This window comes from Flavobacterium rhamnosi, assembly GCF_048286515.1.
Classification (GTDB): Bacteria; Bacteroidota; Bacteroidia; order Flavobacteriales; family Flavobacteriaceae; genus Flavobacterium.
The window spans coordinates 1-18,354 of record NZ_JBLVPS010000030.1; the positions used below are offsets into that span (position 1 = coordinate 1).

Here is an 18,354-nt window from a genome sequence, read left to right on the forward strand (position 1 = left end):
CTAAACGCCGCAAATAATATTTTGGAGAAAGGGCAATTTCTCATGGAAGCTAAAGTAGCCTGTTGAGGCAAGCTTTTTCCAAGAATCCTCAACGCTTAAGCTGGAGGAGTTGTCAATTAGTTTCATTAGAAAACTATATTAATCAATTAAGGTGATTTTTTTTTGCACAAAACATACTATACGGTATGTTTTATATAACATTAATTTAAAATAACAGTAATGAAAGAATTTAAAAATAGCAGACGGAATTTTATAAATAGTGCGTTAGCAATTGGAGGTGCGGGAATTATTGCACCAAGTTTGATTTTAAATGCTAATGCAGCCACTAATACTAAAAACAATAATTTTTTTTTAGAGCGACCTAAGGTCTTGTTTTTTGATGTAAACGAAACATTGCTGGATCTTGGTATAATGAAAAAAAGTATTGGAGCTGCTCTTGGGGGCCATCCAGAGTTAGTTTCGCTTTGGTTCACAACAATGCTTCAATATTCGTTAGTAACGACAGTTGCAAACCAATACGAAGATTTTGGGAAAATTGGAGCAGCAGCACTTACAATGGTTGCACGCAATACTGGTATTGCTATATCCGATAAACAAGCTAAAGATGCTATTGTGCCCATTTTATCATTACCCGCACATCCGGAAGTGAAGGAAGCACTATTACTATTGAAAAAACACGGGTTTAAAGTTGTTTCCTTCACTAATTCATCCAATAAAGCTGTAGAGGCTCAGCTTAAACATGCTGGGATTTATGATTTATTTGATGATAGTTTAAGTATAGAAGATATAGGCAGGTACAAGCCACATACTGATGCTTATAATTGGGCGGCCAGAAAGATGGGACTAAAACCCAATGAATGTATGCTTATAGCAGCACATGGTTGGGATATTGCCGGTGCAAATTGGTCCGGTTGGCAAACAGCATTTGTTAGCCGTCCTGGACAACAATTATATCCTCTGGCGAATTTGCCCGAAATTAATGAAAAGAATGTTCTGTTAGTTGCCCAAAAACTAATTTTAGTTTGATTCATGCACCTATGGATTGCTAAGGCTTTATTTTTCAGATTAAGTCTTCTTTTTTGAGCTTTTCCAAATGAAAAAATCCCCATCTACTTTCGTAAATTGGGGATTTTATTATATAAGGATAGTGTTTGAAATGTTATTCATTCACAATAACCCATTCTCCAGAAGACAATAGACTTTCCGCTTTTTTAAACTTCATAGTTTCGGTTTTTCCGGTAGCTACTTGTTTAACAGTTACGTTATCATTGCGATTAATTTTTGGCATATCTCGCACGATAGTTTCCGTTACTTGTCGTTGTTGCGTTTCTCCTGCTTCACGATTTATATTTTCGCTGTTCGGAATTTCGTCTTTACTCAATTTGAAGTCTTCTTTCTGACGAACTTCTTTTGCTTCTTGAATTTGCTGATTTTCCTGAGCCGGTAAATCACCTTTGAACAAGAATGAAATAACTTCTTTGTTTACGTTGTCTAACATTCCTCTAAACAAATTGAAAGCTTCCAGTTTGTAAATAAGTAAAGGATCTTTTTGTTCATGAACTGCCAGTTGAACCGATTGTTTCAACTCATCCATTTTACGTAAGTGTTTTTTCCAAGCTTCATCGACAATAGACAAAGTGATATTTTTCTCAAAATCAGCAACGAGTTGTGCTCCTTCAGTATCGTATGCTTTTTTCAAATCAGTAACAACACTCAAAGTTTTGATTCCATCCGTAAAGGGAACTACAATACGTTCAAATTGGTTGTTTTTATCTTCGTAAACACTTTTTATAATTGGAAATGCTTCTCTGGCGCTTCTTTCTGTTTTTTCAGTATAGAATTCAAGCGTAGCTTTGTATACTTTACCGGTCAATTCCATTTCACTCAATTTCAAAAACTCACTTTCGGTAACCGGAGAAGTAATAGAGAAATAGCGTATCAATTCGAATTCAAAGTTTTTGAAATTATTTGTTGCCTTGTTTTCGTCAATAATCAACTCGCAAGTATCATAAAGCATATTAGCAATGTCTAATTTCAATCGCTCTCCAAATAAGGCATGACGGCGACGTTTGTAAATTACTTCACGTTGTGCATTCATTACATCATCATATTCCAATAAACGTTTACGAACTCCAAAGTTGTTTTCTTCTACTTTTTTCTGGGCACGTTCTATAGACTTAGTCATCATAGAATGCTGAATCACTTCACCTTCCTGTAATCCCATTCTGTCCATTACTTTAGCTACTCTTTCAGAACCAAATAAACGCATTAGGTTGTCTTCAAGAGAAACATAAAACTGAGAACTTCCCGGGTCACCTTGACGTCCAGCACGACCACGTAACTGACGGTCAACACGACGTGAATCGTGACGCTCCGTTCCTACAATTGCGAGTCCGCCTGCCGCTTTTACTTCAGCGGATAATTTGATATCGGTACCACGACCAGCCATGTTAGTAGCAATTGTCACAACTCCTGATTTTCCTGCTTCTTCAACAATTTGAGCTTCTTGTTTGTGCATTTTTGCATTCAATACATTGTGCGTAACACCTCTCATTTTTAACATTCGGCTTAATAATTCCGAAATCTCAACTGAAGTTGTTCCGATTAATACCGGTCTTCCTGCTTTTGATAATTCGGTTACATCTTCGATTACGGCGTTGAATTTTTCACGAGTTGTTTTATAAATAAAATCCTCTTTGTCTTTTCGTGCCATTCCTCTGTTAGTAGGAATTTCAACAACGTCTAATTTATATATTTGCCATAACTCACCTGCTTCAGTTACTGCTGTTCCAGTCATACCGCCTAATTTGCTGTACATTCTGAAATAGTTTTGTAAAGTTACCGTTGCAAAGGTTTGTGTTGCAGCTTCAATTTTTACATTTTCTTTGGCTTCAATGGCCTGGTGCAATCCATCAGAATAACGACGACCATCCATGATTCGACCAGTTTGCTCATCAACAATCATGATTTTGTTGTCCATGATTACATATTCAACATCTTTTTCGAATAATGCATATGCTTTCAAAAGTTGCGTCAAAGTATGAATACGCTCGCTTTTTATACCAAAATCTTGGAATAATTTTTCTTTTTCTTCTGCTTCCCCGTCTTTGTCCAGTTTTTTCTTTTCGATAGCTGCAATTTCAGTTCCAATATCTGGAAGTACAAAAAAGTCTGGATCCGTATCTCCTGAAAGGAATTTTATTCCATTATCAGTCAATTCAACCTGGTTGTTTTTTTCTTCAATTACAAAATACAATGCTTCATCAATCTTATGCATTTCGCGATTGTTGTCCTGCATATATTGGTTTTCGGTTTTTTGAAGCAATTGTTTGATTCCTTCTTCACTTAAAAACTTAATTAAAGCTTTGTTTTTAGGTAAACTTCTATAGGCTCTCAGCAATAAGAATCCGCCTTCTTTAGTATTTCCTTCTTTGATTAATTTTTTTGCTTCAGATAAGAAACCGTTAGCCAACTGACGTTGCAAACTAACTAAGTTTTCGATTTTTGGTTTCAACTCATTAAATTCATGGCGATCTCCCTGGGGAACTGGTCCTGAAATAATTAATGGTGTTCTTGCATCATCAATCAAAACAGAATCGACCTCATCGACAATTGCATAATTGTGTTTTCTTTGAACCAAATCCTCTGGCGAATGAGCCATATTATCTCTTAAATAGTCAAAACCAAATTCGTTGTTGGTTCCGTAAGTGATATCAGCATCGTATGCTTTTTTTCTTCCTTCTGAACTTGGCTGATAATTGTCAATACATTCGACAGTCAAACCATGAAATTCGAATAAAGGTGCTTTCCATGTACTATCACGTTTTGCCAAGTAATCATTCACAGTTACCAAGTGCACTCCATTTCCAGTCAACGCATTTAAATAAAGCGGTAAGGTCGCCACTAATGTTTTTCCCTCACCCGTTTGCATTTCAGCAACTTTTCCTTCATGCAAAACCATTCCTCCGATTAATTGTACATCGTAGTGAATCATATCCCATGTAATTTCTTTACCGGCAGCACTCCAGGAATTAGCCCAGACAGCATTGTCGCCATCTAAGGTGATGTAGCTTTTAGTAGCTGAAAGTTCACGGTCTTTTGCAGTTGCAGTTACAACGATTTGCGTGTTTTCTTTAAAGCGTCGTGCTGTTTCTTTCACAACGGCAAATGCCTCAGGAAGAATTTCCAGCAACGTTTTTTCGGAGATGTCGTAAGCTTCTTTTTCCAATGCATCAATAGCGATATAAATATCTTCTCTTTTATCGATGTCCTGAATGCTTTCTACTTCTTGCTTTAGTGTGGTGATTTTAGCATCTTTATCAGCGCGATCTTGTTTTATTTTGTCTTTGAAAAACGCGGTGCGTGCTCTAAGTTCATCATTAGATAATGCCATTAGAGGATTTTCAAAAGTTTTAATTTTGTTGAGATAGGGTTGTAAAGCTTTAACATCTTTTTGAGATTTATCTCCAACAAAGACTTTAATGATACTGTTTATAAAACTCATAATATGTTTTTATTTCTGTTTGTGTAATTGTGTAAATTTAAACAAAAAAAAAGCCTCTTTTGAGACTTTTTCTTGGTTTACTTTTTAATATTCATCCTCATTCCAAAGATAATCTTCGTCTGTAGGATAATCTGGCCAAATTTCTTCCATTGATTCATATATCTCGCCTTCATCCTCAATAGATTGAAGGTTTTCTACTACTTCTAATGGAGCTCCTGCTCTAATAGCGTAGTCAATAAGTTCGTCTTTGTTAGCAGGCCACGGGGCATCACTTAAATAGGATGCTAATTCTAATGTCCAATACATCTGTTGTCGATTTAGTTTTGTGCAAAAATAAATTTTTTACTGAAAAAGACAAGTAAAAAATGATTTATTTTTTATTAAAGTTAAGAACGTTTTATTTAATGTTCAGTTTTTGGTATTTAATGTTCTGCTTGACTACTCAAACGGACTATTGTAAACTGCCAACTATTTCCTCGGAATCCATTGAACTTCCTTGGCGTTCAAATCATGAGACAACTTTCGTGCCAACACAAAAAGATAGTCAGAAAGTCGGTTCAGGTACTTGATTGCGATTTCAGCAACGGGTTCATTGTGGCTTAAATGTACTGCTAAACGCTCTGCTCTGCGACAAACACAACGGGCTATATGACAATATGACACGGTGGTATGCCCGCCAGGTAGTACAAAATGGGTCATTGGCGGCAATGCTTCTTCCATTGCATCGATTTCATTTTCCAGTAATTCAATGTCGGATTCGATAATCCCCAGTTTTTTTAAACGCAATTCGCCGTTTTTCAGGACTTCCTTTTCTGGAGGTGTAGCCAATATGGCGCCTACGGTAAAAAGGCGATCTTGAATTTCGATAAGGATTTCTTTATAATGAGCATTCATTTCCTGATCCCGAATTAAACCTATATGGGAATTCAATTCGTCTACAGTACCATAACTTTCTATACGGGCATGGTCTTTTGGTACTCTGGTTCCGCCAAAAAGCGCTGTTGTTCCTTTATCTCCAGTCTTTGTGTATACTTTCATCGAAGGTTTATTTGATTAAAAAAACAAATTTACTGTATTAATTCCACTATTGCTGCAACAAATCGCTCCAGCGAACCTTCACTAAGATTGAAATACAAATCAGGTTCAATACATTCAATTTCCATTAAATACAAATCAGCATTGATAACTATTCCGTCAACTCTGGCATATAATAAATTATCTTGAAAAGTGTGGACAATTTTCAACGCTTTTTCAATTAATTCCTGGCTTGGTTGGACCAAATTGTATTTTCCTCCAAAAAGGGATTGTACTCTAAAATCACCTTCAACAGGTTTTTTATTGACAGCATGTGAGAACTTTTTATTGAAAAAGATAAAAGAGGTTTCACCCGAAGTTTGAATTTGCGGCATGAATTCCTGTAAAAGCAATTCTTTTTCTGAAGCTATGGTTTTGTATTGTTCATTTATTTCTTGAATGTTTGTTACTTCAAAAACTTCGGTGAGATAGGAACCCGCAGAAAAAGCAGGTTTTATAACTGCTTTTTTCCAATGGGGCAGAATACTTTCGGCAAGGTTGAGATTATCTGTTTTGTCAATAAAAATAGTCGGAAGAATTGTGATTCCCTGCTTTTCCATTTCACGCAAATAAAACTTATGTATGTTTTGCCTGATTACTGAAATAGGGTTGAGGGTTTTGATTCCCAATTCTTCTATTTGGTCAAGCCAAATAGTAAATTCGGTTTCTTTTTCAAAATAATCCCAAGTATTGCGAAAAATTAAATAGTCGAAATCAGTCCAAGTAATGGTGTTATCACTCCAAATTACTGCTATAGCTTCAACATCATATTTTGCTAAAGCAGGAATTATTTTTTGATCTTCAGGATTTAAATCAGGTAGTTTTTCACAGGTTAGTATCGCAATTTTCATCTTAGGTTAGGGTGTTTGTGAATGAAGCTGTGATTTGGGGTCGCTGACCGGGTAAAACGCATTCTCTTTCTTTACAAAAAGAAAGAGATATATGCAGCTAACCTGAAATCACTTCTGAAAAATTATTTAGTAGTATCGCTTTCTATGATTCCATCTCTTAAACGAATGATTCGATGTGCATAAGCCGCAATTTCCTCTTCGTGCGTTACCAGAATTACAGTGTTTCCATTAGCATGGATGTCGCCAAAAAGTTTCATGATTTCTAGTGATGTCTTACTGTCCAGATTTCCTGTAGGTTCATCGGCTAGAATAATAGAAGGTTTGTTGACCAAAGCGCGAGCAATAGCTACCCGTTGCCTTTGTCCTCCCGAAAGCTGATTGGGCTGGTGGTCCATTCTATCGCCAAGATTTACCTGTTCCAAAACTTCAATAGCTCGTTTATTTCTATCCGATTTAGAGAATCCTGCGTAAATCATAGGTAAAGCGACATTGTCTAGCGCGGTTGTTCTTGGCAAAAGATTGAAAGTCTGAAAAACAAATCCTATTTCTTTATTGCGAATTTCAGCTAATTCATCATCCTTCATCTGGCTGACATCTTTTCCGTTCAGAATATAACTCCCGGAAGTTGGGGTGTCTAAACAACCTAATAAATTCATTAAAGTTGATTTTCCGGATCCTGAAGGCCCCATTAATGCCACATATTCGCCTTTGTTTATTTTTAAATCAATGCCTTTTAGGACATAAACAATTTCATTTCCCAGTACAAAATCTCGTTTGATATTGGTTATTTTTATTAGCGGGTTTGCCATTGGAATGTATGATTTTTAACCTTCGACTGTGCGTAGGGTACTATTAAGTTTTAAATTTTAAAAGTACAAAAGACTTTTGAATTATTAATAAGTAGCCATTTTTTAAATTTGTTACACTTTTTTAGTTCCGTTTAATTGACCGAAAAATCAAATTCCACATTTAGTCTTTTGGATTTTTTCGCAAAATGACATCCAGCTGTTTTATTTATAGGGAAAATATAGACCTATATTATTATATAATTTCAATCTCAGTTTATATAATTTACGCTTTTTGTGTTTTTATATCACAATTATTTTAATTAGTTTCATAATTTTTGGATATTTATTGAATATACTACAATGATGGTTATATTTGCTTGTATAATATTTAATAAATCGAATAATTATGAAAAATACACATTTGGTATTAGGTTTAGCGGTAATCGCTTTAGGATTTACATCTTGTAAAGATGAAAAAGCTGTAGAAGCAGAGAAAAAAGTTGACACTTATGTAATGTATGTAGATTCATTAGGTAATGTAACAGCTGAAGATGCTAGAGAAAACTGGGAAGGAATTGAAGCTACTTATCAAATTAGAAGTGGAGATGCCGAAGCAGCTTTAGTAAACATGAAAGACAATGCTGCGGCACAGGAACGTCTTGATGCAGCAAATGCTAAATATGAAGCTTTGAAAGCTAAAATTCAAGCTGAAAAAGAAGCTGCGCAACCCGTTGCTGATGTGACAGTAAGCTCAAAACAACAATTAAGAAATGCTTTATTTGGTCAAGGTAAAGTAGGAGATGATATGAGTTTTGCTTGGGTAAACAAAGACAATATACATAGCGTTTACCAACAGTTTATTCATACTGCTGAAGATAATAAAGACGGTTATTCTCGTGAAGACTGGGATGAAATTAAATTAATGTACGAGGCACTGGACAGTAGAAAAAATACTGTTGAAAAAGAAGGGCTTTCGTCTGACGATAACAGAAAAATTGCTGCTTTAAAATTCAAATTTGCTCCAATGTTGAAAGTAAACAGAATGGGTGCAAAATCAGGAGAAATGAAAAGAGCTAAAGAATAAACTACTTACTAATTCAAGGTTAAAAATGACAGTCAGCAATGGCTGTCATTTTTTTTGGTCCTTGTATTGTGAGAGAATCAAAGTCTAAAGAAACCATCATTTGCGAAATAGGCTGATAGGAGATGAAGGAGGATAATCCCTACCTAAATCCTAATTGTAAAATGCTCTTTTGGCTGCTCTTTTCTAAAGAATACCAATCCCCACTGAAAAATATCGATCGTTACGGTGACTTTTGGGTGTTTTCTTATTGTTTCCCATGCCTCTTCCATTTCTGGCGACCAATGAATATCATCGAATATCCAAAGCGTTTCGTTAGTTATCGTTGGGAGTAATAATTCAAAATAATCTAATGTGGCCTGTTGTTGATGATTGCCATCGAAATAGATTAGAGTATAGGCTTCAGATTTACTATTGTGAGTCCTCAGGTAACTATTAAATTCAGTTACTAAGGAATTGATATTTTTGAAATTGAATTTTTGAAATTGTTCCTGAGCAATTTTTGCAGTTTCCGGACAACCTTCAAGCGTTGTGATTTTAGCGTTTAAATTACCTAGGGCTAGTGCAGAGGTAGCTAATCCTAATGAAGTGCCAATTTCCAAAATTGATTCAGGTTGAATATAATTGACAATTCTAAATAACAATTTGGCATGTTTCGGCCTAATGCCAGCTGTTTTAGCTATTTTGCTTATGGCTCTTGTATTGGATTTGAAAACTTTTGAACCTGCACCAAAATCAGTTACTTCAATTGTATTGTTGTTTTCTAAAAGCGAATTTCTGTACTTCTTTAAAATAGAATATTCCGGTTTTGCATTCTTGTCATAAAAGCATTTTGTCAATAAGTTAAATACAAAAGGCGAATGCACAGCATGCTCATTTTTAGAGTGCCAAAGAAATTGTACGTAAGATTTTATCTGAAAAAGCATAAATTATCACACAAAGATTCACAATGAGGGTACGAAGATACAAAACCATTAGTAGTGTCAGAAAAAAAGAACCACAGCCAGTTTTTTAAAACTATATTTGCGGCCTTAATGGCTGCACTAGTAAGCAATACACGTTTTTTTATGATGGTGAAGGAAGAAATAGAGAATATAACTGCGATAACTTCGGAAGAAATTGACCGATGCATTGCTATTTTGGCACAACTGAATACCGATACAGATCAAATATTTGATATCCCGAAAGGACAGAGAACTGCCTTGATCAAAGCAGCAGGAATGTTTTCCAGACCGGATCGTGATGAGTTTTCTCGTAGAAAAAAAGATGGTAAGCTTGCTGCTAAACGAAAAATGGAAAAGAGAGATAAAACGGCCCGCAAGGAAACGGGAATCCGTCATGCTCGTGAAGCAAGTGTTTTTGTTGCACCAAAATTATTGGCTTTTAATGATCTCGTTCACAAAGAACAATTAGAATTAGAAACTCCCAGAAATTGTTACGTCTGTAAAACAGAATTTACTAAAATGCATCACTTTTACGATACAATGTGTACTGATTGTGGCGATTTTAATTATGCCAAACGTTTTCAAACAGCAGACGTAAAGGGTCAGGTAGCTGTTATTACAGGCTCTCGTTTAAAAATAGGCTATCACATCACTTTGATGCTTTTGCGTGGAGGAGCAACCGTTATTGCAACGACTCGTTTTCCGGTGGATTCTGCATTGCGTTTTTCGAAGGAAGAAGATTTCATGCAATGGGGGCATCGCTTGAAAATTCACGGATTGGATTTGAGACATATTCCAAGTGTCGAGATTTTTTGCAATTTTATTGAGCAAAAATATGAGCGATTGGACATTTTGATCAACAATGCTGCACAAACGGTAAGACGTCCTGCAGGATTCTATACGCATTTAATGGAAAATGAAGAGCGTTCCTTAGCCTCTTTACCGCAGCAAGCGCAAGAATTATTACTGGATCATACCAACTGTCTGGAGGAATTAAAAGTATTGACAACAGGAGTTTCCTCGAATCAAAACATGCCGGTAACCTGGCATGGACCAGAACCTGGAATTGGTTTGCGGGCTTCTGCTAAATTATCTCAGATTCCGTATTCTTTTGATAATGCTCTTATAGCGAATGAAGTTTTCCCGGAAGGGGAATTGGATGCCGATTTACAGCAAGTGGATTTGAGAAAGACTAACAGCTGGCGTTTACGACTGGGACAAATTGAAACGACCGAAATGATTGAAGTGCAGTTGGTGAATTCTGTGGCGCCTTTTGTTTTGTGTAATCGTCTTTCGGAAGTAATGAAAAAAGACAATACAGGACAAAAACACATTATTAATGTTTCGGCAATGGAAGGAAAGTTTCATCGCTTTTTTAAAGAAGACAGACATCCACATACTAATATGGCTAAAGCCGCTTTGAATATGCTGACACATACTTCCTCAGGAACTTTGGCAAAAGACGGTATTTTTATGAATGCAGTAGATACGGGCTGGGTAACCGACGAAGATCCTGCAGAATTAGCCAAAAGAAAACAGGAAGAAGAAGATTTTCAACCGCCATTAGATATTGTTGATGGTGCGGCACGCGTAATGGATCCATTGTTTGATGGTATTAATACGGGTAAGCATTGGTGCGGGAAGTTCTTGAAAGATTATAATCCAATTCCTTGGTAGGAATTATTCGTTTATAAAATTAAAAACCACAACAAATCTAATTCTGTTGTGGTTTTTTGTTGGTTTGCTGTACTGACGCGGATTGTAAATCAGAACTGCATAATAATTTATGAAATTTTTAGAGTTTTAAATTAGGTTCAAAACCGTTTTATTAATTAGTTTTGTTTTAAATTAATAATTTAGGGGCTGTTATTATGCAGTTTTCTTTATATTAGTGTCTTTAATATAGAATTCGATAAATATTAAAGTAGAGCATTATCTAATTTAACCACATTTTAATTTTAAATACTATGGTAATAGAGTATCAAGGGGAACAAAACGGAATTCCGACAAAATTTACTGTAAGAATCATCGGAAATAATATATCGAAAACGAGTTCAAATTACCAAATTGACTTATTGGTGGGGGACAAAAAATTGCCTACTTTTAAAACATTAATCCATAAGAGTTTGGCTAATTGTTTGAAAGAAATTTACTTGTTTCGCAAATACAACGGTATCAACTTTGATGCTTCTTCCGAGAAAGTTGCGCCTAAAGTAACCCTTTACGATTCGATTTTATATAATTATCACAAGAAGACCTTGTTTTTGGCGTAAACCATTTGCAAATGGAACAGTTTATAAAAAACAACCCCAACATTTTTTTAAAATGTTGGGGTTTTATATAGTATAAAGTGAGGTTTTATCCTTCTATTTTGGCAGAAAGCTCAAACCATCGTTCTTCTTTCTCTTCAATTTTATTGATAATGTTTTTCAATTCGTTGGCTTTCTTTTCAATGTCAGCTTCTGCAATTTTTCCATCCGAGAACAATTGTTCGATAGTTGCTTTCTGAATCTCTAAATCTTTGATTTCTCGTTCTGTTTTTTGAAATTCTTTCTGCTCGTTGAAAGTCAAATTCCCGGTTGGGTTGTTTTGTTTCCAATCTTTCTTATCCGCTTTGTTTTCTTCTTTTTGAGCTACATCAGCACTGTCTTCATAGGCTCTGAAGTCAGAATAATTTCCAGGAAAATCTTCAACCACACCGTCACCTCTGAAAATGAATAAGTGATCTACAATTTTATCCATGAAATACCTGTCGTGAGAAACCACTAAAAGACAACCCGGATAATCCAAAAGGAAGCTTTCTAAAACATTCAGTGTTACAATATCCAAATCATTGGTCGGCTCATCCAGAATCAAAAAGTTAGGATTCTGAATCAAAACCGTACACAAGTACAAACGTTTTAATTCTCCACCACTCAATCGGTCCACGAAATCGTACTGTTTTTTAGAATCAAAAAGAAAACGCTCTAATAATTGCGAAGCCGAAATCAATTTCCCTTTCATCAACGGAATAAATTCTCCGTATTCCTTAATTACATCAATAACGCGCTGCCCTGGTTTTGGATTGATTCCACTTTGGGTATAGTATCCCACTTTTATTGTTTCGCCAACTACTACTTTTCCTGCATCCAGCGGCAAGGTTCCTGTCAGTAAATTCAAGAAAGTTGATTTTCCAGTTCCGTTTTTTCCAATAATTCCAATACGTTCGCCGCGTTGAAAATCAAAACTGAAATTATCCATGATCACATGGTCTTTGAATTTTTTGGAAATTTTATGAAGCTCGATAATTTTGCTTCCCATCCGTTCCATGTTAATTTCCAGCTCGACTTTATTTTCACGACGTCGACTTTGTGCTTTTTCCTTAATGTCATAAAAATCATCCTGACGCGATTTCGATTTTGTCGTTCTCGCTTTGGGCTGACGGCGCATCCATTCCAATTCTTTTACAAAAAGATTCTGCGCTTTATCCACACTAGAATTCTCCGATGCGATGCGTTCTTCTTTTTTCTCTAAATAATAGGAGTAGTTTCCTTTATATTGGTATAGTTTCCCGTTGTCTAATTCTATGATTTCATTACATACACGTTCCAAGAAGAAACGGTCGTGTGTCACCATAAATAATGTAATGTTTTCTTTTGCAAAATAACTTTCCAGCCACTCAATCATCTCAAGATCCAAGTGATTTGTGGGCTCATCCAGAATTAATAGATCGGGACGATTAATCAAAATGATTGCTAGTGACAACCTTTTTTTCTGTCCACCCGAAAGATTTTTAACTTTAAGTTTGAAATCTTCCAGCTTCAGTTTGAACAAAATTTGCTTGTATTGTGTTTCAAAATCCCAAGCATTATGCTGATCCATTCCGTCAAAAGCTTTTTGGTACGCTTCTTCATCCTCAGGATTTTCTAATGCTTTTTCATACGCTTCAATTACTTTTAAAGTCTCATTATCCGAAGCAAAAATACTTTCTTCAATGGTCAGTTCGTCTTGCAAATTATTATTTTGCGACAAGAAAGCCATTTTTATACCTTTTCTCAAAACTACTTGTCCGGTATCTGGTTCCTCTAAACCATTAATAATACTCATAATGGTAGTTTTTCCAGAGCCATTTTTGGCTATGAAAGCAATTTTTTGGTCTTTATTGATTCCAAAAGAAATGTTTTCAAACAATGTTCTTTCTCCAAAAGATTTAGAGATATTTTCGACAGATAAGTAATTCACAAGGCTAAATTTTTTGCAAAAGTAAGCTATTAAATGACGATTTACGAATTGTTTAGTTGAATCTAAGGTTTCATTAACAATTATTGTTTCAGATAGTCGGTTAGAAACGTACTTAAATCGAATTGATGTAACTTTTGACGGATATTTATAATGGGTCTTCTGACGAAATTTTCATTGGTTAAATAATAAAGAAGCCCGTCCTGGGTACTGATGCCTTCCATCTGGTGAAACGGAAGCGCAATATTGATTTTTCTTTTATTTGCGGAAAAGAAAGTAGAACCATTATAATCGTAAAACAAATAAATAAATGGCGATAATAAGGTATTGTAACCAGCAAGAACAAGCAGCTTTTTTTTAGGTAAGTAGGTTGCGGAGGTAATCAATCCCTTTACATTATAGGATTCTTTTAGCTTTGCTATGTGCTTACCGGGAGTTTTTGGAATAACATACAAACTGGTCCTTTTTGCTTTCCATTGTTTTGTAAACAAATAGATACTGTCAGGGGAAATAATAAAGGCCTCACAGTCAAAATTCGTAGCATTGGACTTCGTTTTTGTAAAGTCAGTTTGATTTGAATACGAAAAGGAAAGTGTGTCAATTTTTGGGATGCTCAATGCAAGGGATTGTTTTGTAATTCGCAATATATGGAGGTCTTTTCTGTTTCCGGAAACATTGTTTCCGAAATCGCCAATATAGAAAAAGGCACTGTCTTGTGAAATTTCTTCCCAGTCCTTATTGGTTACATTCTTAAGTTGAATTTTATTTTGGATGCTGCCTTTGGTGTCAATAGCGTAAATAGCGGTGTCGGTATCGTCATTTAGGGTCCATAAAAGAGTATCGCTTTGTGTTAAACTAGACGTTTCTTTGAGAATTGCATCTAATTCAACGGAATATTTTGGTTTAATTTTTACCGAAGCGTAGGTACAGCTTCCATCATTAATTGTAGCAAGGGGGTTAAAGTTTTTCGAAAGAGGATCCGTACAGCCCGAAATTTGAGCGTGCGTAGGACCGATAGAAATCAGAAATAATAATAAGAATATCTTTTTCAATGAATTGAAATATATAGAACCATTAGTCGTTTTTGTTTTTCAAAAGTAATTGATTCTGAGGATTAAAATCAGAATAAGGTGTGAATATTTCGAGCTGGCATTCTTGCTTTTACTTTGTCTTTGTTTGTTTCTCCCGAAGAAAGCCCGCCTAAATGATTCACTGGAGTCCTATGGAAATACAAAGAATAAGAAAGTAATCGTGGCTAATAGGGAAGTATTTTCTGTGTTTTTAAACTTTGAACTTTTGTGTCTTTGCATCTTAAAATATATCTTTGGAAAATGCAACTATCCGTCATCATCCTCAATTACAACGTTCGGTATTTTCTCGAACAATGTATTTTAAGCGTTCAAAACGCATTAGAAGCCATTGATGGTGAAATTATTGTAATCGATAATGATTCTCAAGATGACAGTTGTGCGATGATGAAAAAGCGTTTTCCTAAAGTAAAGCTCATTCAGAATAGCGAAAATTTAGGCTTCCCAAAAGGCAATAATATTGGCGTTGCTCAAGCTCAGGGGGAGTATATATGTATTCTTAATCCTGATACTGTTGTCGCTGAAGATACATTTACTAAAGTGTTGGCTTTCGCAAGATCGCTTCTTTCTTCGCAGTCAAGAGATTCAATGGGGATTGTAGGTTGTAAACTCATAGATGGAACCGGAAATTTTCTGCCGGAAAGCAAACGTGGTGTTCCAACTCCCTGGGTGGCTTTCACTAAAATTACTGCTTTGTATAAATTATTTCCCAAAGCACGATTATTCGGTAAATATTACGCGCAGCATTTAAAGGAAAGCGAAACGGGAAAAGTTGATATTCTTGTTGGTGCTTTTATGTTCATGAAGCGAGATTTGTTTCTTGAAGCAGGAGGATTTGATGAAGATTGTTTCATGTATTCCGATGACATTGATTTATCATATCGATTTTTGCAAAAAGGAAAATCCAATTATTATTTCCATGAAACCTCAGTTATCCATTATAAAGGGGAAAGTACAATTAAAGATGAGATGTATATGAAGCGTTTTCAGAAAGCGATGCATTTCTTCTATAAAAAGCATTTTAGTACTGAAGGTCCGGGATCCCTATTTTTTACCATTTTTATGAAAGTAGGAATTGTCTTTTTTTCTTTTGTGAAAATGTTTCAAGGAAAACCAAGCATAATAATCCCCCCCAAATCATATCTGCTTTATTCTTGTTCGGAAAAATTAGTAAAGAAATTGGCTTTGGTTTTGCAAAAAAAAGTTGCATTTCACGATTTAAAAACAGAAAAAATGGTAATTTCGTCTTCGATTACAAGAGGGAATGAAGCCGAAATAATTCTGGATAACGAATTCGTTTCTTTCAAAGAAAGTATCGCAATTCTCGAATCTTCAAGGAATAAAGGATTTACCTTTAAAATTATACCAAAAAATGCTGACTTTTTAATTGGCAGTAATAAGAGTAACGAAAGAGGTCAGATTATAAAATTAGAGTGAAAAATTACATTAAATGTAATTTATATTCAAAATATTTAGTAATTTCGCAAACTGAAAATCAAAATCACCTTTTAGGTTAACAATATGGCAAGATTTGAATTAAAGCTTCCTAAAATGGGAGAAAGCGTTGCAGAAGCGACTATTACAAATTGGTTGAAACAAGTTGGAGACAAAATTGAAGCCGATGAAGCGGTACTTGAAATTGCTACTGATAAAGTTGATAGCGAAGTGCCAAGTGAAGTTTCGGGTGTTTTAGTCGAACAATTGTTTGGTAAAGATGATTTGGTTCAGGTAGGGCAAACGATTGCTATTATTGAAACCGATAGTACAGCAGTTCCGGAAAAAGGACAAGAAGCAGTTCCGGTGGAAGTGGCAGCAATTGAGGGAACGGTTGAGGCAGCTAAAGAAGCGGTTGCGGTTCCGACAGATTTTTCAAATTCTGAAAAATTCTTATCGCCTTTGGTTAAAAATATAGCCAGGGAGGAAGGTGTTTCTGTTGTTGAATTAGAAGCGATTTCAGGAACCGGAAAAGAAGGAAGAGTTACTAAAAATGATATTTTAGAGTACGTAAAAAATAGAGGGAACCACGTTGCTGCAAAATTGACTCCGGTTGTTGAGGTTCAAAAAGCAATTTCAGCTCCAGTTGCTCAAAAAGCAGCTCCGGTATCTGTAAGCGGTGGTGATGAAATAATTGAAATGGACAGAATGCGCAAGCTAATTGCGGGTTATATGGTCGCTTCGGTACAAACATCAGCACATGTACAGTCGTTTATCGAGGTGGATGTTACGAATATTGTAAAATGGAGAGAAAAAAATAAGATTGCTTTTGAAAAGAGAGAAGGGGAGAAGTTGACTTATACTCCAATTTTCATGGAAGCAGTTGCCAAAGCTCTTAAAGATTTTCCTGGAATGAATATTTCTGTAGATGGTGATTTTATCATCAAGAAGAAAAATATTAATCTTGGAATGGCGGCTTCATTGCCGAACGGAAATTTAATTGTTCCTGTAATTAAAAATGCTGACCAATTAAATTTAGTCGGAATGGCAAAAGCAGTTAACGATTTAGGTGGTCGTGCAAAAGCAGGAAAATTAAAGCCAGACGATACGCAAGGCGGAACCTATACGGTTACCAATGTGGGGACTTTTGGGAGTGTTTTCGGAACGCCAATTATCAATCAACCGCAAGTGGGGATCTTAGCGCTGGGGGCAATCCGCAAGATGCCGGCGGTAATCGAAACTCCAGAGGGGGATTTTATTGGTATTCGTCAGAAAATGTTCTTGTCGCACAGTTACGACCATAGAGTTGTAGATGGAGCACTGGGAGGAAGTTTTGTGAAGCGAGTAGCAGAATATCTTGAAGCTTTCGACGGTGACAGAGATTTTTAAAAGTATAGCATACGATGTAAACCCGACCGATTTGAAATTGGTCGGGTTTTTGTTTTTTAAGCACAAGTGTGATTTTTTTGCATGAAATTTAATTCGCGATAATTCGCGAATTTCGTGTTTTACCTATATATTTGTACTCATACAAAATTTAAAAATGGAACTTAAACTCAATAAACCAATTTGCTTTTTCGATCTTGAAACCACAGGAATTGATATCGGAAAAGATAGAATTGTAGAAATCTCAATATTTAAAGTTTTTCCAAACGGAAATAAAGAAAGTAAAACCTGGTTAGTGAATCCAACCATTCCAATTCCTCCGCAAACAACAGCGGTGCATGGGATTACGGATGAAAAAGTAGCCAATGAGCCGACTTTTAATGAATTAGCAGTTCAGGTGTACAACATGATTAAAGACAGTGATTTGGCTGGGTTTAATTCAGATCGTTTTGATATTCCATTACTTGCTGAAGAAATGTTGAGAGCCGGAGTGGATTTTGATATGAAAGGCAGAGTTTCAGTAGATGTGCAAACCGTTTTTCATAAAATGGAAGAACGTACATTGGGCGCAGCGCACAAGTTTTATTGTGGAAAAACACTTGAAAACGCACATTCTGCCGAAGCGGATACTATGGCGACTTACGAAATATTAAAAGCGCAATTAGACCGTTATCCTGAATTGGACAATGATATGAAATCATTGTCGGAATTTACTACAAGAAAGAAAATTGCTGATTTTGCAGGAATGATTGCTTTTGATAAAGACAATGAAGAAATTTTTACTTTTGGAAAACACAAAGGAGTGAAAGTTGATAAAATTTTGGAAACGGAACCTGGTTATTTCAGTTGGATACAAAATGCTGATTTTCCTTTGTATACCAAAAAAGTCTTAACGGCAATTAAACTCCGAAAACTGAATACAAAATAGGTTTTGGATGGCGGGATTCAGATGGCAGATTGCAGTCTGAAACTTGCAGCCTGAAATC

Annotated in this window: 15 protein-coding genes; 7 read left to right on the plus strand and 8 right to left on the minus strand. The window is 35.7% G+C overall.

Translation table 11 applies throughout. The features are described 5' to 3' along the window. The first annotated feature begins 219 nt into the window (after positions 1–219). Positions 220–1,026 (plus strand): haloacid dehalogenase type II, encoded by an 807-nt coding sequence (locus ACNQGN_RS17220; protein WP_417989067.1) that lies wholly within the window; start codon positions 220–222, stop codon positions 1,024–1,026. A gap of 133 nt (positions 1,027–1,159) precedes the next feature. Here ACNQGN_RS17220 and secA read toward each other — a convergent pair whose 3' ends face one another. The 5 genes from secA to ACNQGN_RS17245 form a co-directional block, all read right to left on the minus strand. Continuing rightward, complete coding sequence (gene secA / locus ACNQGN_RS17225) at positions 1,160–4,504, minus strand: preprotein translocase subunit SecA (protein WP_417989068.1); 3,345 nt, start codon at positions 4,502–4,504, stop codon at positions 1,160–1,162. Between the two features lie 84 nt (positions 4,505–4,588). Continuing rightward, positions 4,589–4,810: a DUF2795 domain-containing protein gene (locus tag ACNQGN_RS17230; protein WP_007138072.1), complete on the minus strand. Its 222-nt coding sequence runs from the start codon at positions 4,808–4,810 to the stop codon at positions 4,589–4,591. A gap of 162 nt (positions 4,811–4,972) precedes the next feature. Next, complete coding sequence (locus ACNQGN_RS17235; protein ID WP_417989069.1) at positions 4,973–5,542, minus strand: cob(I)yrinic acid a,c-diamide adenosyltransferase; 570 nt, start codon at positions 5,540–5,542, stop codon at positions 4,973–4,975. 29 nt (positions 5,543–5,571) lie between these two features. Continuing rightward, on the minus strand, positions 5,572–6,429 hold the full coding sequence (locus ACNQGN_RS17240; RefSeq protein WP_417989070.1) for an ATP-grasp domain-containing protein: 858 nt from the start codon (positions 6,427–6,429) through the stop codon (positions 5,572–5,574). A gap of 122 nt (positions 6,430–6,551) precedes the next feature. Beyond that, entirely contained in the window at positions 6,552–7,238 is a 687-nt protein-coding gene (locus tag ACNQGN_RS17245; protein WP_417989071.1) for an ABC transporter ATP-binding protein, read from the minus strand. 385 nt (positions 7,239–7,623) lie between these two features. On the opposite strand from ACNQGN_RS17245, the gene ACNQGN_RS17250 reads away from it, so the two are divergent. After that, positions 7,624–8,301, plus strand: coding sequence for a hypothetical protein (locus ACNQGN_RS17250; protein ID WP_417989072.1), 678 nt, complete (start codon positions 7,624–7,626; stop codon positions 8,299–8,301). Between the two features lie 143 nt (positions 8,302–8,444). Here the strand turns inward: ACNQGN_RS17250 and ACNQGN_RS17255 are convergent, their stop codons facing one another. Then, positions 8,445–9,224 carry an O-methyltransferase gene (locus tag ACNQGN_RS17255; RefSeq protein WP_417989073.1) on the minus strand — a complete coding sequence of 260 codons (780 nt, stop codon included), beginning with the start codon at positions 9,222–9,224 and terminating at the stop codon, positions 8,445–8,447. Positions 9,225–9,368: 144 nt separating this feature from the next. On the opposite strand from ACNQGN_RS17255, the gene ACNQGN_RS17260 reads away from it, so the two are divergent. Together ACNQGN_RS17260 and ACNQGN_RS17265 are read left to right on the plus strand one after the other, a co-directional pair. Beyond that, positions 9,369–10,919, plus strand: a complete 1,551-nt coding sequence (locus ACNQGN_RS17260; RefSeq protein WP_417989096.1) for an SDR family NAD(P)-dependent oxidoreductase — start codon at positions 9,369–9,371, stop codon at positions 10,917–10,919. Between the two features lie 290 nt (positions 10,920–11,209). Beyond that, positions 11,210–11,515: a hypothetical protein gene (locus ACNQGN_RS17265; RefSeq protein WP_417989074.1), complete on the plus strand. Its 306-nt coding sequence runs from the start codon at positions 11,210–11,212 to the stop codon at positions 11,513–11,515. Between the two features lie 85 nt (positions 11,516–11,600). Here ACNQGN_RS17265 and ACNQGN_RS17270 read toward each other — a convergent pair whose 3' ends face one another. Both ACNQGN_RS17270 and ACNQGN_RS17275 read right to left on the minus strand, forming a co-directional pair. Continuing rightward, positions 11,601–13,463, minus strand: a complete 1,863-nt coding sequence (locus tag ACNQGN_RS17270) for an ABC-F family ATP-binding cassette domain-containing protein (protein WP_417989075.1) — start codon at positions 13,461–13,463, stop codon at positions 11,601–11,603. 80 nt (positions 13,464–13,543) lie between these two features. Continuing rightward, on the minus strand, positions 13,544–14,512 hold the full coding sequence (locus ACNQGN_RS17275; protein WP_417989076.1) for a T9SS C-terminal target domain-containing protein: 969 nt from the start codon (positions 14,510–14,512) through the stop codon (positions 13,544–13,546). A 279-nt stretch (positions 14,513–14,791) separates the two neighbouring features. Here ACNQGN_RS17275 and ACNQGN_RS17280 point away from each other — a divergent pair, with 279 nt between their 5' ends. From ACNQGN_RS17280 to ACNQGN_RS17290, 3 genes are all read left to right on the plus strand, one after another. Next, the gene (locus ACNQGN_RS17280) at positions 14,792–15,985 is read left to right on the plus strand and encodes a glycosyltransferase family 2 protein (protein ID WP_417989077.1); all 1,194 of its coding nucleotides are present in this window, start codon (positions 14,792–14,794) and stop codon (positions 15,983–15,985) included. A gap of 84 nt (positions 15,986–16,069) precedes the next feature. Then, a complete protein-coding gene (locus ACNQGN_RS17285; RefSeq protein WP_417989078.1) occupies positions 16,070–17,371 on the plus strand; it encodes a dihydrolipoamide acetyltransferase family protein in 1,302 nt (433 codons plus the stop codon). 154 nt (positions 17,372–17,525) lie between these two features. Next, the gene (locus ACNQGN_RS17290) at positions 17,526–18,296 is read left to right on the plus strand and encodes an exonuclease domain-containing protein (RefSeq protein WP_417989079.1); all 771 of its coding nucleotides are present in this window, start codon (positions 17,526–17,528) and stop codon (positions 18,294–18,296) included. The last annotated feature ends 58 nt before the right edge of the window (positions 18,297–18,354 follow it).